The sequence below is a fragment of the Vibrio lentus genome, from assembly GCF_030409755.1.
GTDB classification, from domain to species: domain Bacteria; phylum Pseudomonadota; class Gammaproteobacteria; order Enterobacterales; family Vibrionaceae; genus Vibrio; species Vibrio lentus.
Genome location: NZ_JAUFQE010000002.1, coordinates 3,590,260 through 3,607,918, shown reverse-complemented (window position 1 = coordinate 3,607,918; position 17,659 = coordinate 3,590,260). Strand labels below are relative to the sequence as shown.

11 protein-coding genes and 1 other annotated feature are annotated in these 17,659 nt (G+C 44.9%); of the genes, 5 read left to right on the top strand and 6 right to left on the bottom strand.

From position 1 onward, the window contains the following. Positions 1-2: 2 nt before the first annotated feature. Entirely contained in the window at positions 3-2,462 is a 2,460-nt protein-coding gene (gene thrA / locus QWZ07_RS24885) for a bifunctional aspartate kinase/homoserine dehydrogenase I (RefSeq protein ID WP_017106798.1), read from the bottom strand. A gap of 30 nt (positions 2,463-2,492) precedes the next feature. Next, positions 2,493-2,611 (bottom strand) — a sequence feature (Thr leader region). 317 nt (positions 2,612-2,928) lie between these two features. Between thrA and QWZ07_RS24880 the strand changes: the two genes are divergently transcribed. After that, on the top strand, positions 2,929-3,405 hold the full coding sequence (locus QWZ07_RS24880) for a hypothetical protein (protein ID WP_017084785.1): 477 nt from the start codon (positions 2,929-2,931) through the stop codon (positions 3,403-3,405). A gap of 29 nt (positions 3,406-3,434) precedes the next feature. Here the strand turns inward: QWZ07_RS24880 and QWZ07_RS24875 are convergent, their stop codons facing one another. After that, entirely contained in the window at positions 3,435-3,920 is a 486-nt protein-coding gene (locus QWZ07_RS24875) for a putative 4-hydroxy-4-methyl-2-oxoglutarate aldolase (RefSeq protein WP_017084784.1), read from the bottom strand. A 47-nt stretch (positions 3,921-3,967) separates the two neighbouring features. Between QWZ07_RS24875 and QWZ07_RS24870 the strand changes: the two genes are divergently transcribed. After that, complete coding sequence (locus QWZ07_RS24870; protein WP_076670715.1) at positions 3,968-4,126, top strand: ribonuclease activity regulator protein RraA; 159 nt, start codon at positions 3,968-3,970, stop codon at positions 4,124-4,126. A 372-nt stretch (positions 4,127-4,498) separates the two neighbouring features. Then, a complete protein-coding gene (gene arcA, locus QWZ07_RS24865) occupies positions 4,499-5,215 on the top strand; it encodes a two-component system response regulator ArcA (protein ID WP_004741534.1) in 717 nt (238 codons plus the stop codon). A 130-nt stretch (positions 5,216-5,345) separates the two neighbouring features. On the opposite strand, the gene QWZ07_RS24860 is transcribed toward arcA, so the two are convergent. From QWZ07_RS24860 to mnmL, 4 genes are all read right to left on the bottom strand, one after another. Next, the gene (locus QWZ07_RS24860; RefSeq protein ID WP_017109261.1) at positions 5,346-5,789 is read right to left on the bottom strand and encodes a hypothetical protein; all 444 of its coding nucleotides are present in this window, start codon (positions 5,787-5,789) and stop codon (positions 5,346-5,348) included. A gap of 7 nt (positions 5,790-5,796) precedes the next feature. Next, the gene (gene arcB / locus QWZ07_RS24855) at positions 5,797-8,130 is read right to left on the bottom strand and encodes an aerobic respiration two-component sensor histidine kinase ArcB (RefSeq protein ID WP_065105621.1); all 2,334 of its coding nucleotides are present in this window, start codon (positions 8,128-8,130) and stop codon (positions 5,797-5,799) included. A gap of 167 nt (positions 8,131-8,297) precedes the next feature. Beyond that, the gene (locus tag QWZ07_RS24850) at positions 8,298-10,049 is read right to left on the bottom strand and encodes a diguanylate cyclase domain-containing protein (protein WP_017106801.1); all 1,752 of its coding nucleotides are present in this window, start codon (positions 10,047-10,049) and stop codon (positions 8,298-8,300) included. A gap of 92 nt (positions 10,050-10,141) precedes the next feature. Further along, a complete protein-coding gene (gene mnmL / locus QWZ07_RS24845; RefSeq protein ID WP_099167415.1) occupies positions 10,142-11,095 on the bottom strand; it encodes a tRNA modification radical SAM protein MnmL/YtqA in 954 nt (317 codons plus the stop codon). A gap of 532 nt (positions 11,096-11,627) precedes the next feature. Here mnmL and gltB point away from each other — a divergent pair. Next, positions 11,628-16,175: a glutamate synthase large subunit gene (gene gltB, locus QWZ07_RS24840; protein ID WP_192853829.1), complete on the top strand. Its 4,548-nt coding sequence runs from the start codon at positions 11,628-11,630 to the stop codon at positions 16,173-16,175. After that, complete coding sequence (locus QWZ07_RS24835) at positions 16,175-17,644, top strand: glutamate synthase subunit beta (RefSeq protein WP_192853828.1); 1,470 nt, start codon at positions 16,175-16,177, stop codon at positions 17,642-17,644. The genes gltB and QWZ07_RS24835 overlap by 1 nt, the downstream gene beginning before the upstream one ends. Positions 17,645-17,659: the final 15 nt, after the last annotated feature.

Sequence of the window (17,659 nt, the reverse complement as noted above, 5' to 3'; positions counted from 1 at the left end):
TCCTAAACTCCTAATTTCCAACCAAGAGTACGCATCACATCAGAGAATACGCCTGCTGCTGTAACTTCAGTACCTGCACCGTAGCCACGCAAAACAAGTGGGATTGGCTGGTAGTAACGGCTGTAGAATGCCAGAGCGTTCTCGCCATCTTTAATCTTAAACATTGGGTCGTCGCCATCAACTGCTGCGATACGAACCTTACATTTACCTTCAGCGATTTCACCCACATAACGAAGTACTTTGCCTTCTTCTGCTGCGATAGCTGACTGCTCTTTGAAGTATGCATCCGCTTCTGGCAAGCGAGCCATGAACTCGTCAACCGTACCTGAATCATCAAAACCCGGTGGCAATGCTTGGTCAACTTCAACATCTTCAAGCTCAAGTGCCATACCCGCTTCACGAGCAAGAATAAGCAGCTTACGCGCAACGTCCATACCAGACAGATCATCACGAGGATCCGGTTCAGTGAAGCCGTTATCTTTAGCAATGTTGGTTGCTTGACTGAGTGTCATACCCTCATCAAGTTTGCCGAAGATGTAAGACAGTGAACCAGAAAGAATACCGTTGAACTTCTCAAGCTCATCACCTGCAGAGATTAGGTTCTGTAGGTTTTCGATTACCGGTAGACCTGCGCCTACTGTTGTCTCGTACATCAACTTACGACGAGAGTTACGTGCCACTTCACGAAGCTGATGGTAGTAAGCCATGCTTGCCGTGTTGGCTTTTTTGTTTGGTGTTACAACGTGGAAACCAGCCGCTAGGAAATCTGCGTATTGTCCAGCAATACCTTCGCTAGACGTACAATCAACCAACACTGGGTTGATAATGTGGTTACGTTGAACAAGTGCCGCTAAGCGCGCTAGGCTAAACTCTTCTGTCGCACTCGACATACGATCACGCCACTGTTCTAGCGGTAGACCGTCGCTGTCTAGTAACAAACCTTTGCTGTTTGCTAGGCCGCATACGCGAATCACGATGCCTTTTTCAGCCAGTTTGCCTTGTTGACGTTGGATTTGGTCAACAAGCTCACCACCAACACCGCCAACACCAACGACGAATACGTCAAGGAAGTGCTTAGAGTTGAATAGGTTTTCGTGACACGCTTTGATTGCTTCTGAGATTTTATCTTCAGGGATAACCGCAGAGATAGCGCGCTCAGAAGAACCTTGAGCAATAGCAACAATATTGACGTTCACTTCTGCTAAAGAAGAGAAGAACTGAGAAGCAACACCACGTGATGTACGCATACCGTCACCCACCAGCGTCACAATCGCAACATCATCCATGAACTCAACGGGCTCTAATAGGCCATCTTTAAGTTCAAGTTCAAACGCATCTGATAACACTTGTTTCGCTTTCACTTTGTCAGCCGATTCAATGCAGAAGCTGATGCTGTACTCAGAAGAAGATTGAGTAATAAGGACAATTGAAACGCCTGCAGAAGACATCGCGCCGAATACACGACTCGCCATGCCTACCATGCCCTTCATACCTGGGCCTGAGACGTTAACCATCGTTAGGTCACTTAGCGTAGTGATACCTTTAATCGCTAGGTTATCTTCGCCAGTGTCCTGGCCAATCAAAGTGCCGGCACCCTGTGGGTTGAAGCTGTTTTTGATCAGACATGGAATATGGAATTGTGCGATAGGTGCGATTGTTTTCGGGTGTAGAACTGAAGCACCGAAGTAAGAAAGCTCCATCGCTTCTTGGTAGCTAAGTGATTTAAGAAGACGGGCATCATCCACTAAGCGTGGGTCACAGTTGTAAACGCCATCGACGTCAGTCCAGATCTCACAACAATCAGCACGCAGACACGCTGCCAATACAGCCGCAGAGTAGTCTGAACCATTACGACCTAGTGTGACTAGCTCACCTTTTTCGTTACCTGCTGTAAAGCCAGGCATGATGTTAACGTGGCCTTGTGGAAGTGGCGATTGACGGAAGTTCTGTGTAGAAATGTCCACATCAACCATCGCTTCAAGGTGGTCACCTTTAGCATACAGGTATTGAACTGGGTCAATCAGGCTTGCTGGCTGACCTTTCGCTTCTAATACCGCTTTCATTAACTGAATCGAGATTCGCTCACCTTTACTGATGATGCGAGCATTAACATGGTTCGGGCACATGCCCAGTAAGTTAATACCATTCACGAACTGCTTAAGTTGAGCAAGAGAGGTATCGACCTGCTCTTGAAACGCAGCGCCATCAACTGACGGCAATACCGCTTGAATCTCTGCAAACAATGCAGCGAATGATGATTCGATCTCAGTGATCTGTACATCCGCTTCACCATTTTTTAGTGCTGCTTCAATAACAGCAACCAGCTTATTAGTCGTTTTTCCTGGAGCCGATAGTACAACGGCTAGCTCTTCTTGCTGGGCATTATTAGCGATGATATCTGCTGCTCGTAAAAAACGATCTGCATCAGCTAATGATGAACCTCCAAACTTTAAAACGCGCATCCCTTTCTCCATAAGTCATAAAAAATGGTACAAAAAAAGGCCTGTATCTTGTTGGATACAGGCCTTTTTTTTAAAATCCGTTACTTAGCAGCCTGCCCCAACAATGTGAATGTCGGTAATAATAATGGTGGTGGTCATTACTAGGTGGCTTACGTGCTGCATATCAAATTCTCTGCTTGTGCTTTACTCTACGTGTATCAATTTTTACCACTAGACGTCAATGAAAAGTTGCGTTTTTTTTACATTCACACCGTTTTTCAGAGCAAACCGTCATTTAAGGGATAAAACACCCTGCATCAGCCTGCCATTCAGAGACTGGATTAACTCATCAAACAAACAAAGGTGAGCAGTTGCATATATAGTCATAACAAAATGCTATATCGATTGTGCAGCGAACGTACAAATTCTGTGCTTTAATTGAACGATAACGTTCGAAGAACAATAATAATGACATCAGGAGTGGGAAGTGAAGAGATTACTTATTCTTTTAGTCTTTGCTGTGCCTGCTGTTTGTTCTGCGGATGACTTACCTATATTAAGCGGTTTACCTCTGCTACCAAGCCAGATAGACAGCTCTTCTCATAAGTTCTTTATCTCAACCCAAAACGCTTCTAGCGAAAGCTTTGATACGTGGAAAGTAGACAGCGGCTATTCCTACAGTCTATTTGCTGATGTTGACCTTTATGTGGGAGCACGTATTAACAGTGACTCTCTCAAATACGAAAGTGGTTTCTTGAGTGGAGTGAGCTATCAATTCTCTGAACGCATCTCTTTCAACAGCTCTCTGCATACCTATAAAGACGAGACAGAAGATAACGACAAGTCAGTGGCCGCCGAAGTGTCGAGCCGTGTCCAGCTAACAGACAATTTAGATATGCATGCCACCCTTGATTATGAAGAGTGGCAACGCGGTGTTGAAGTGGGATTGGGCTTTCGTTTCTAATCTATCTCACTTCTTGATTGATAAGCCCGTTAAGATTCAATCAACAATTCCGTTGAGATTAAGACACCGTTCCAGTCAGCATAAATATAATCGCCCGGTTGAATCAGTTGATTATGTACCGTGAGCGTGACATTAACTTGCCCAACACCGTGCTTCTCAGTTTTAAATGGAGAGGCTCCTAGAGCTTGAATACCAAGATCCATCTGCGCCATCATCGCCACATCTCGAACCGCACCATTCACAATGACACCTTCCCAACCATTTTCTATGGCTAGAATCGCCAATTGGTCGCCAAGTAACGCTTTTTGACACGAGCCATTACCGTCTACAACGAGTACTTTGCCGCAGCCATCGGTCTCTAAAACCTCACGAACCTTGGAATTATCGTGATAACAACGAACTGTTACAATTTTTCCCCAGAACGCACCACGTTGGCCGAAGTTCTGTAATGGCATGTTCAGTAGGGTGACTTTGCTTTCAAACTCGTCACACAAATCAGGTGTTATATCGTGCATATATCCTCCGTGAGAAAGGCGTTGCCGGCTAATGCGGGTGTGCCTCTATGCTTTTATATGTTGTTAGAATTAATCCTTTGTTTTCATTGTTCTATGCGCAATTTAATATTGAATTAGAGTTGATTGCGCATATTTATCTACTAGACTCTAAGGACAGCTTTCAGCTTCCTTGGTTCATAATCTGGTCTTTAGCAGGCGAGATGTGATAACTACCTCGAATAATCATTCTAGTTTTGCTGCTAAATAATCACCATAACATTGGTTAAGTTGTAGCCATACTATTAAAGTTTGTTGCGATACGGCAATTGATGTAAATCAACAAAGTGAATGGAATTAACATTCTCGCGTTGTTAGCATGCTGTTAACATTATAGAATCCATTGCAATCACTAACAGAATGATTGAAAGGCGTACTGGATCTACGTTATTGGGCAATACTTCAAGGAAGGCAGATAGCTGGAAGTAAGTGTTTTTTTGAAAACTTTAAGTTATCATCAAAATTACATTACCTGTATGTTATGTTTTTGCCTAGAATTTATTCTATTAGCACAGTTTCGTCACAAATTTAGGTACCGCCAAATGCAAACCCCGCAGATTCTTATCGTTGAAGATGAGCAAGTAACTCGTAACACTCTAAAGAGTATTTTTGAAGCAGAGGGATATGCTGTTTTTGAGGCTAGCGACGGTGAAGAGATGCACCAAGTGCTATCTGACAACCAAGTTAACCTTGTAATTATGGACATCAACCTTCCTGGTAAGAATGGCCTACTACTTGCGCGTGAACTACGTGAGCAAGCAAATGTAGCGCTTATGTTCTTAACGGGTCGTGATAATGAAGTTGATAAGATCCTTGGCCTAGAAATCGGCGCTGATGACTACATCACTAAGCCTTTCAACCCTCGTGAACTGACTATTCGTGCACGTAACCTTCTTAACCGTTCAATGAGCACAAGCTCTGTTCAAGAAGAAAAACGTAGCGTTGAGAAGTACGAGTTCAACGGTTGGGTACTAGACATCAACAGTCGTTCTCTGGTTAGCCCAGATGGCGAAGGCTACAAGCTACCTCGTTCAGAGTTCCGTGCTCTACTTCACTTCTGTGAGAACCCAGGTAAGATCCAAACACGTGCTGACCTTCTTAAGAAGATGACTGGCCGTGAGCTTAAGCCACACGATCGTACTGTAGACGTAACAATCCGTCGTATTCGTAAGCACTTTGAATCTGTTTCTGGTACGCCAGAAATCATCGCTACGATTCACGGTGAAGGCTACCGCTTCTGTGGTGACCTAGAAGACTAATTCGATTACGCTTATGCCCGTTTAGTGCTGCTAACATCAGAAGCCGAATCAATCGTTATTAAAAAGGGAGAATGCCAACGCATTCTCCCTTTTTTGTTATTCATTCAACGTGAACCATTAGGCAAGTCAATTAGTAGACAGTATCAACCTTCACGTCTTTCTCTACCAACCACTTCACGGTTTCGCCATCTTTAAGCTCTACTGCAACATCAACAGGCTGTTCGCTGTCGATCTCTAGCTGCCATACAAAAGCGACTTCCCACTGAGTTTCACTGTGCGTTCTTAAATCAAGATCGTCAGCCGTTACCAACAAGGTGTCTGCACCCTGTTTAACCGTCACACTCTCAACCGCAAGCGTTGCTGGCAGTTGTGAGTCTGACTCTAGGTAGATAGCACCATGCAGAGTCTTATCTTGAGTCTCGCCAATCGTTGGCATCTTGTTGTGCCAAAGGTTGCTTTTCATTGTGACTGTTGCTGCAGATACTTCTACTTGATTGTCTTGCTGCCATTCAACTTGTGGTGCAGAACAACCCGCTAATGCCACAACGCATGCGGCGAATGCTAATTTTTTCATTATTCTTCTACCTTTGATTTAACCAACTCTTTAAGACTTCAATGTCATTCTGGTATTCGTTATTAATTTCATCGACCCAATCTGAAATATTCTCCCACCAAGCAGGCATATCTGGTGATTGAGCTTTCTGAGCAACTTGCTGAATACGCTTCAAGCCAATTGAACCTGCGGCACCTTTGATCTTGTGCGCTTCAGAAACGATGCTCGCTTGATCTTTTGCGACCATGTTGGAGTTCAATATTTCCATATACTCCGGCATCATATCTTCAAACATCACGATGCTATCCAAAACCGGTTTCGGTCCAACAATGTCAACATAAGACTCTAACATATCAGTATCAAGCAAAGTGGTATCAATCGAAGAAACAACCGGTTTAACAACCTCTGCTTTTTCTATCACTTCAGGAGTGTTCTCAATAAATTTAGATATCACGTCTTGGATGGCTTTCACCGACAGTGGCTTACTAATCGCTTCATCCATTCCTTTTTGTAGATATTCTTGTTTATTGTTTAAAACATTGGCCGTTAAGGCGACTAATGGCGGTAGCTTGCTGTATTTCTCTCGATAGTACTGAGCAATATCGAAACCTGTCATATCTGGCAGTTGGATATCTAGCAACACCAAATCATAGTCTTCTGGATGGAAAACAATTTGTGCCTCTTGCCCTGTCATCACTACCGTAACTTCATGACCTAAGCTTTCCAGCAGAGAGCGAGCGACCGTAATGTTGAGTTCAATATCTTCGACCATGAAGATTTTAAGATTCGACTGCTTTCTTGGTGTCTTAATCAGAGCCTGAGTATCGTGATTCACCGGCACACGAATAGAAACCGTAAAGGTACTGCCGAAGCCCTCTTCACTGGTAACGTCAATGTCGCCGTCCATCATGTTGATCAACTGCTTCGATACCGCAAGGCCAATGCCTGTGCCTACCGCATGCAGATTGTCAGAACCAGACTTCACCTGATAGTACATGGCGAAAATTTTATCGACTTCGCTTTCAGGTATGCCGATTCCCGTATCTTCGACTTCCATGGTGATATCGGCAAAGTCACCGTCGATATCTGCACTGACCGTCATCACCACGCCACCATCTTTGGTGAACTTCATGGCATTGCTGACCAAGTTCCACAGCACTTGTCTTAGGCGTGTGCCATCCACTTTAACTGAGGTTGGCAAGTCCGATAACCTTTCCAGATCGAATCGTAAGCCTTTCTGTTCTGCCATCAGAGCGGAGATACTCTCCATCTCGGCAACGAAATCTTCGAAGTTAATCGGAGTTGGAAGCAACTCTAGTTTACGGCGATCAAACTTATCCATATCGATAATATCGTTAAAGATATTACCCAGCGTCACCGCACTCACCTTAATGGTTTGCATGTGTTTACGCTGCTCAGTGGTCAACTGACTATCCAACAACATACGGCTCAAGCCGATGATGCCATTGAGTGGCGTTCTTAGTTCATGACTGATGGTTGAGATAAAGGTAGTCTTATCGCGACTGGCTTTCTCTAGTGATTCTTGATGCTCTTTACGTTCCGTAATATCGCGACCAAAACCCACTAAGCCCAGATGACGACCATCTTTACTGTAGAAAGGCACTTTACGTAGCTCGAAATAGCTCTTACGACCATCAGGATATTCCAGCCATTGGTCGTAGGTCAGAGCTTGATTGTCGGCAAACACTTTCTTATCGGTTTCAATAACCTGTTGAGCGATCTCTTTGCTATAGACATCCCAAGGAGTCAAACCCACTAAGTCTTTCTCAGTTTTCCCTGTCAGCTCTTCAACCGCACGGTTACAACCTGAGAAAACACCATCTTCATTACGATAGTAAATCAGGTCGGGAGAAGCATCGATAAATGAGCGCAGCAGTGCGGTGCGTTCAGCCAATTCGAGCTGAGTACGTTCACGTTGAAACACCTCGTTCTCAAGGTCGTGCATCGCTTCCGCACGAGCTTCTTCTGCTTTTTCACGCTCTTCAATTTCTTGATTCAGCTTTTCAATATTAAGCTGGAGCTTGTTGTTGAGTTCTTGGTCACGTTCACGCATATCGCCAAGTTTAGAGACTAACTTAGCTAGCCTTTGACGGGATTCTTCAAGTTGATCAACAACCACAGAAAGGAAATAAACCGCCCAAGGGGTAATCACCAGACCAAAGAAAACGGAACGGACAATGTCGATATCATCGACATTACCTTTGAGTGCTAGGGTGATACCTACTTGCACAACAACAGCGAGGGCAACAAGCGCTAAGGCGAGTAAGATAGAAAAGCGGACAATCCCCAGTTTTACGAGCAGATCGACGTAATACTGGGCAAGATTTTTCATGGGTTTCATTTAGCGCTCCATGCGATAAGACTAGCAACATTCTACCCTGTTTGAAGATGGGAGGTAAGCTAGCTACATCACACGCAGCAAGAGATTCAAAGCAATATCGTGGTTAATTAATAATATGCCGACCAAGCAAAAACAGCACGGTCAATGAAATGAAGTAATTTATAGTCTTAACCAATTGAAGATGGATGTACGCTTGATTGATTCCGGCCATCAGATTTCGCTTGATAGAGCGCGCTGTCAGCCAATGCAACCGCCGACTCCATTTCATCATTCGGTGTCGGTATATAAGAGATAATACCGATACTGACTGTCACGAGTTCAGAGACTGCCGAGTCTTGATGTTCAATACCGAGCTTTTGTACTTCGTCATGAATGCGTTTTGCCACCAGCAATGCGCCGTCAGTCGTCGTATTAGGCAGAATAAAGCCGAACTCTTCACCACCGTAGCGCGCCACACAATCCGATGAACGATTCAGCACTTGCTTAAATGCCTGAGAAACCTGAACGAGTGCATCATCACCTTGTTGGTGACCATAAAAGTCGTTATAGCCTTTAAAGAAGTCGATATCACACAGCATGATGGTCAGTGGTAACTTCTCTCGCACATGGTAGTGCCACAGTGTCGATAACTGTTCATCAAAACGACGTCGGTTAGAGACTTGAGTAAGACTGTCCATAAAGCTCAAACGTTCAAGTTCAAGGTTCGCTTCTTCAAGCTTCTGCTCCGCTAAATAACGCTCGGTGATATCACGCGCCATGATCAACACACCATTGGTACTCGAAGCCGGATCCCTAAACGGTGACTTCACAACATCATACCAAGTGAACTCGCCATCACTGGAAACCACCTTATCAATGTAACGCAGCGATTTACCTTGATGAAGCACTTGCTGATCCGTATCTGAAAGACGCAAGTACATGCTGTTAGGCACCACATCTTGCAAACGCTTACCCACTAAATCCGATACTTCAGAGATACCCAGCGCCGCCACAAACGGCTTATTACACGCTTGATACACCATGTTCTCATTGAAGATACCAATGGAGTCAGGGCTCGCTTCTAAGATGTTTTGTAAGATGGTGTCACGCTGAGCAAGAGCCACTTCGGTATCTTTACGCCTTTCCATCTCACCACGCAGTTTCTGCTGCATGTCATGCCAGTCGGTCACGTCATGACTAATAGAAAGCGTTCCTATGGTTTCACCATCTTGAGATAGTAAAACACTTTGATATGTTTCGAGCAGGCAACTTTTGCCATCTTGATCCGTGGTCCAAGATCGTTCACTCACACGACCTTTCAATGCACCACCAGAAACACTCAAGGTGCCTTCTTCTGGGCGACCATGCCAAAACTTCTTAAAAGATCGGTTACTCGCAACCAACTCACCCTTTGGATCTTTCACATAGATCAACTCAGATAAAGAGTCTAAGGCAGTACGCGAGACATTTAACTCACGCACTTCTTGAGAATATTCTTCATCGGTATTTTTATAGGGGGATGCATGGATCATCCACGCGCTTTTACTTCTAAAAACGATCCGACGACCAACCAAATTCACTTTGAAAAATTCGAACTCTGAAAGCGCCCAAAGTGAAAGCTGTTCAAACGCTCGGGAGTTACGATGATTGGTCAAATAATGACGAAAGCTATTCTCACTCTCGATGGTGGGAAAGCGAAAATTGATACCAATTTGACGAATGCCGAGTAACTGCATCGCTTGACGATTAGCATATAAAATTTCGCCACTTCGGATGTCGACAAAGTAGAGTGGTGATGGCGTAGCAAGTAGAAGTTTTTCTATATGTAACTGATAACGAGAATAAAGGTGCCAGCAGATGAGACCAATAAGCAGAATGATCACGATATAAATACCGTAGCCATACGCCCTGTCCCACAACCAAGTCATAACCAGTTCCATTTACTCTCAATCTTTACCATTAATTCTGTGAGGGAAATGTTACCACTAATTATGGGGATTATCTGCTGTTACCTACTTTCTGCTCAAATCTATCAATTCCCGCTGTTTAATACAGGTAATGTGTATTCAAATGCGGCGCCCGTTTCAATGCCTTGAGCGCCCGTCTTGTCTAACGAGCGACCAATTTCTGTCATCGCTAGCCATCGGTTCTCACACCACAAAGGAGAGAGCAGTGTTGGACGTCGTGCAGCAGAAGAAACTCGGTGATAAACCACATGAGCAGGCGTGCGTTGGATAATTGCACTGGCGATATCAATGTACTCCTCCAGCGTTGGTGCCTCGAGCTTGCCAGCTTTCCACGCCTTGGCCATAGTGCTGCCCTCTACAATATGCAGTCCATGCAATTTGATACCATCGGTACCAACGGCGAGTACTTTGTTTAAAGTTTCAAGATTATCGGCTTTAGTTTCCTTCGGCAGGCCAACAATCAGGTGGGTACACACCTTTATTCCTAGAGCACGTGCACGCTGGGTGATCGTTTCATACACCGCAAAATCATGACCACGATTAATCCGCTTCAATGTTTTGTCGTTTGCGGTTTGTAAGCCTAGCTCAAGCCATATTTCATAGCCTTGCTCCACATAACCCGCCAGCAGTTCTAACACAGAATCAGGAACACAATCAGGTCTTGTTCCTACACACAAACCAACAATATCAGCACCCGGTGCTCTAAGCGCTTCTTCATACATATTCTTGAGCACTTGTACTTCAGCATAAGTACTGGTGTAAGCCTGAAAATAGGCAAGGTACTTCTTAGCTCGGGCAATTTCACCCGCACGATCTTTTAGCTGGTCAGCAATACTTTGAATTTGAGTTTGTTCGTCGGCAAATGAAGCGACATTACAGAAAGTACACCCACCACGGCCGATTGTGCCATCGCGGTTTGGGCAGCTAAAACCGCCGTGCAGTGTCAGTTTGTGAACCTTTTCGCCATAACGGCGCTGAAGGTCTTGGCCGATAGTATTAACCAACTCGTGTAATTGCATATTTTGAAAGTGCTCAAGTAAATAAGAATGAATATCAGTCTATTTCTGAAAAAAAATTACATCCCTGCAAAATTCAACCAATTAGTTTACTCAAGGCCTTTTGCGAGCAACCTATCAAATATCAATAAACATGCAAAAAATCGGCTCTATCTGCCTAATGTTGCACATTTGTTAGACATTAAATTCAAAATAAAACGAAAAAAATGGTCTACATGGGGCAACTTTCATTGCAATTCGCCTAGACAAAATTGTAGGATACTTACACATATTGGCTATTTTTGTGTATTTACTTACAACGGAAACTTGTTAATAAGTCGGTGATATCCATATCCCACCTATATAAACCACTAGTTTGTGGCTAAAAATAAACGGATATCACTAAGGATTGTTTTTCTCGCAATACTTTTCCTGCGAGATACGGAAAGGATTCAAACCGCCAGCATAGGCAGGTTTAGACCCATAAATATAAAAGGACAAGGCTAACTTTATATACAAATAAGTTGCGCCTAGATTTAACTGGAAGGATGTATCTATGGTAGATCAAGAGCAGAACTCACAGGGTCTGTATACTCCTGAACTGGAGCATGACGCTTGTGGTATCGGTTTTGTTGCGCATCTAAAGAATCGCAAATCTCATGATGTAGTAACTCAAGCACTCGATATGCTTGCACGTATGGAACACCGTGGCGGCCAAGGCTGCGATCCGTGTTCTGGTGATGGTGCAGGTATCCTGCTACAGAAGCCGCACGAATTCTTGCTAGAAGAAGCCGTTAAGCTTGGAATTAAACTGCCATCTTTTGAAAAATATGGTGTTGGTGTTGTACTTTTCCCTAAAGATGAATACAAACGTGCACAGTGCCGCGATATTTTAGAGCGCAATGCACAACGCCTTGAGTTAGAAGTTATCGGCTACCGTGAACTTCCAACTGACAATTCAATGATTGGTGCTGACCCACTAAGCACTGAACCTCAATTTGAACACGTATTTATTTCTGGCGGCCCTGGTACTACACCAGAAGAGCTTGAACGCAAACTGTATGTTCTACGTAACTACACAGTTCGTGTATGCCTAGAAAGCGTGTCAAACATTGGTGATGACTTCTACATCAACTCTATGTCTTACAAGACATTGGTGTACAAAGGTCAGCTAACAACAGAACAAGTTCCTCAGTACTTCCTAGATCTGCAAAACCCAACCATGGTGACAGCTCTAGCACTTGTACACTCTCGCTTCTCTACCAATACATTCCCACGTTGGCGTCTAGCACAGCCTTTCCGTTACATTGCGCATAATGGCGAAATCAATACAGTTCGCGGCAACCTGAACTGGATGAAAGCACGTGAAGCAATCCTAGAATCGGATCTGTTTACACAAGCTGAAATCGACATGCTACTGCCTATCTGTCAGGAAGGTAGCTCGGATTCATCAAACTTCGATATGGCACTTGAGCTACTTGTTCTTTCAGGTCGTACTCTGCCGCATGCATTGATGATGATGATCCCTGAAGCATGGCAAGAAAACAAAAACATGGATCCAACTCGTCGCGCGTTCTACCAGTACCACGCGAACGTAATGGAACCATGGGATGGCCCGGCATCAGTATGTTTCACCGATGGTGTTCAAGTTGGTGCAACGCTTGACCGTAACGGTCTGCGTCCTTCTCGCTACACAGTAACTAAAGACGACTTCCTAGTAATGGCGTCTGAATCTGGCGTAGTTGAAATCGCACCAGAAAACGTTGAATACCGTGGTCGTCTACAGCCTGGTCGTATCTTCGTTGCTGACCTTGAGCAAGGCCGCATTATTTCTGATGAAGAAGTGAAAGACGGCATCGCTAAATCGCAACCCTACGAAAAATGGGTTGAAGAGAATCTTCTGAGCTTGAAAAAGCTACCGGATGCGAGCAACGAATTTAACCAACCTTCTCCAGAGAAACTGCTACACAAACAACAATCGTTTGGTGTGAGCTCTGAAGAAGTAAACGAAATCATTCTCCCTCTTGCAAAAACAGGCTACGAGCCACTTTCTGCAATGGGTGCTGACTGGCCGCTAGCGATTCTTTCTCATCAATCGCAGCACCTTTCAAACTACTTTAAGCAGTTGTTTGCACAAGTAACTAACCCGCCGATCGACCCGATTCGTGAGCGTATGGTTATGTCTCTGAACACTTACCTAGGTAAAGATCAGAACTTACTTGCTGAAACACCTGAACACTGTCAAAAAGTGGAACTTGAGTCTCCTGTTCTTTCTAACTCAGAGTTAGAGAAACTGCGTGCAATCGATAACGAGCACCTTCAATCGAAGACGCTGGATATCGTATTCCAAGCAAATGGCGACCAAGGTAAGTTAGAGCGCGCACTTAAACGTATCTGCCAATATGCGGAAGATGCGGTTATTGATGGTTACTCTATCATTCTACTGACTGACCGTGCGGTTAACTCAAACCACGCTGCAATCCCAGCAATGCTGGCGGTTGGCGCTGTTCACCACCACCTAATCCGTAAAGGTTTACGTGCAAAATGTGACATCGTGGTTGAAACGGGTGACGCGCGTGAAACGCACCACTTCGCAACCTTAATCGGTTACGGTGCAAACGCAGTTAACCCATACCTAGTTATCGAAACGATTGTTGAACTGCAACGTACTAAGAAGCTAGATCCAAACGTTCATCCACGTGAGTTATTCGATAACTACCGTAAGGGTGTTAACGGCGGTCTACTGAAGATCTTCTCGAAGATGGGTATCTCTACGCTGCAGTCTTACCACGGCGCTCAAATCTTTGAAGCTCTTGGTATCAGCAAATCAGTGGTTGAAAAATACTTCACAGGTACGGTTTCTCGTATTCAAGGTCTAACGATCGATGATATTGCACGCGAAGTCCTAGTACGTCACCGTGTTGGTTACCCTGCTCGTGAAATCCCAGCTCAAATCCTTGATGTTGGTGGTGTTTACCAGTGGAAACAACGTGGTGAGAAACACTTATTCAACCCAGAAACGATTTCTCTACTTCAAGAATCGACGCGTAACAAAGATTACGGTCAATTCAAAAAGTACGCGAACGCCGTTGATGCTCAAGGCGACAACGCAGCAACACTACGTAGCCAACTTGATTTCATCAAGAACCCAGCAGGCTCTATTCCTCTAGCAGAAGTAGAACCTATTGAGAAAATCCTTAAGCGTTTCGCGACGGGTGCAATGAGCTTTGGTTCAATCTCGCATGAGGCTCACTCAACACTGGCTGTTGCAATGAACCGCATTGGCGCGAAATCAAACTCAGGTGAAGGTGGTGAAGATCCAGCACGTTTCGAACGCAAAGAAAACGGTGACTGGGAACGTTCAGCAATCAAACAGGTGGCTTCTGGTCGCTTTGGTGTAACGTCTTACTACCTATCTAACGCTGATGAGCTGCAAATCAAGATGGCTCAAGGTGCGAAACCTGGCGAAGGTGGTCAACTACCTGGTGATAAGGTTGATGATTGGATCGGTGCAACACGTCACTCGACTCCGGGCGTAGGTCTTATTTCTCCACCGCCACACCACGATATCTACTCAATCGAAGATTTGGCTCAGCTGATCTACGATCTGAAAAACGCGAACCGTAACGGCCGTGTCAACGTGAAGCTAGTATCAGAAGCTGGCGTAGGTACGATTGCATCAGGTGTAGCAAAAGCGAAAGCTGACGTAGTACTTATCGCAGGTTTTGATGGTGGTACGGGTGCATCTCCGATGTCTTCTATCCGTCACACAGGTCTGCCTTGGGAACTGGGTCTAGCGGAAACGCACCAAACACTACTGAAAAACGGCCTACGTAACCGTATCGTTGTTCAGTCTGATGGTCAGATGAAAACACCACGTGACCTTGCAGTCGCAACGTTACTTGGCGCTGAAGAATGGGGCGTAGCAACAGCTGCTCTAGTTGTTGAAGGCTGTATCATGATGCGTAAGTGTCACAAGAATACATGTCCTGTTGGTATCGCAACACAAAACAAAACTCTTCGTGAGCGTTTCGACGGCCGCGTAGAAGACGTAGTAACGTTCTTCCAATACATGGCTGAAGGTCTACGTGAAGTAATGGCTGAACTTGGCTTCCGCTCTATCGATGAGATGGTTGGTCAATCGCACAAACTTAAAGTTCGTGATGACATCGGTCACTGGAAGTACAAGAACTTAGATCTAACACCGGTACTGCACATTGAGCAGGCTCGTGCAGAAGATGGTATCTACAACCAGACAACACAAAATCATAATCTTGAAGACGTTCTAGACCGTAAGTTGATTCAGGCTGCAATCCCAGCGCTTGAGAAAGGTGAAGCGGTTACCGCTCAGTTCCCTATCATCAACACGGACCGTTCAGCAGGCACGATGCTGTCGAACGAAATCTCGAAGGTTTACAAAGACCAAGGTTTACCACAGCCAATGAACGTTAAGTTCCACGGTAGTGCTGGCCAATCTTTCGGTGCGTTCCTTGCGAAAGGCGTTAAGTTCGAAGTAGAAGGCGACGCGAACGATTACTGGGGTAAAGGTCTGTCTGGCGGTACTTTGGTACTATACCCAGATGCGAAATCGACTATCGTTGCGGAAGACAACATCGTGGTGGGTAACGTATGTTTCTACGGTGCGACTTCAGGTGAATCTTTCATTCGCGGTATGGCTGGCGAACGTTTCTGTGTTCGTAACTCTGGTGCGAAGGTTGTTGTTGAGGGTGTTGGTGACCACGGTTGTGAATACATGACAGGTGGCGCGGCAATTATCCTTGGTTCAACAGGCCGTAACTTTGCTGCAGGTATGAGTGGCGGTGTCGCTTATGTTTGGGATAAAGCAGGCGACTTCGAAACCAAGCTCAACGCAGAACTTGTCGACCTAGATCCAATTGAACAAGAAGATAAAGATCTTCTACTAGATATGCTAACTAAGCATGTTGAATTCACAGGAAGTGAAGTTGCTCAGTCTTTCCTAGACAACTTTGAAGTAAGTGTTGCATCACTAATTAAAGTAATGCCACGTGACTACAAAGCGGTTCTTCAAAAGCGTAAAGCTGAAGCACAACAAGCACAAACGGAAGAAGTGGAGGCAGTATAATGGGTAAGCCTACTGGATTTTTAGAACACGGTCGTGAGCTTCCAAAAAAGCTCGACCCGTCAGTTCGAATTGAAGACAACAAAGAGTTCGTACTTAACGAAGAGTTTGGTGAAAAAATCAATACTCAAGCCTCTCGTTGTATGGACTGTGGCGTACCTTTCTGTCACAGCGGTTGTCCGATTGGTAACATCATCCCAGAATTCAATGATGCGGTTTACCGTGACAGCTGGGAAGAAGCTTGGAACATTCTAAGCTCTACCAATAACTTCCCTGAATTTACAGGTCGTGTGTGCCCTGCTCCTTGTGAAAGCGCTTGTGTTCTTGGTATCAACCAAGACCCAATCACTATCTGTAATATCGAGAAAACAATTGTAGAAACTGCGTACCGTGAAGGGTACGCAAAACCTAAAATACCGCGTTCACGTACGGGTAAAACCGTTGCCGTTATCGGTTCAGGCCCCGCTGGTCTAGCTGCTGCTGAGCAAATAAACAGTGCCGGTCACTCTGTGACGGTATTTGAACGTGACGAGAAAGTGGGTGGCCTACTGCGTTTCGGTATCCCAGATTTCAAACTGGGTATGGATGTGATTGATCGTAAGATCAACCTAATGGCTGAAGCTGGTGTTGAGTTTAAAGTGAACCAACACATCGGTGTTGATGTTAATGCTCAACAGCTACGCCAAGAATTTGATGTGGTATTGCTAACGGGTGGTTCTACGGTTCCACGTGACTTGCCAATCCCAGGTCGTGAGCTGAAAGGCGTTCACTTTGCCATGGAATTCCTTGGTCAAAATAACCGCCGTGCCAACGACTTAGACCTAAAAACAGAAGAGCTTCACGCTAAAGATAAGCACATTGTGGTTATCGGTGGTGGTGATACGGGTTCTGACTGTGTGGGTACATCAAACCGTCATAAAGCAGCAAGCATTACTCAGGTTGAGATAATGCCGATCCCACCAGAGAAGCGCCCTGCTAATATGCCTTGGCCTCAATACCCAATGATCATGAAGACCACCACTTCTCACGAAGAAGGTTGTGAACGTCATTGGAACATCCTGACTAAAGAGTTCATCTCTGACGATAACGGTAATGTAACCGGACTTCGCATTGCTGACATCGTTTGGCAAGATGCAAAACCAGGTGAACGTCCAGGTTTTGATGAAGTAGCAAACTCTGAACGTGTTATCCCTTGTGATATGGCATTTCTAGCAATGGGCTTCTTACACCCAGAACCAACAGGTGTACTGGCTCAGCTAGACATTAAACTGGACGAGCGCGGCAACGTGGCCTCTGAAGGTTATGCGACCAACCAGAAAGGCGTTTTCGCTGCTGGTGATATGCGTACTGGTCAGTCTCTGGTTGTACGTTGTATTAATGAAGGTCGTGAATGTGCCATTGCCATTGATGACTTCTTAATGGGTAACTCAAACTTAGAAGCGAAAGCTGATTCACTCATGCTTTCCGCATAATATTTCTCGGGCTAA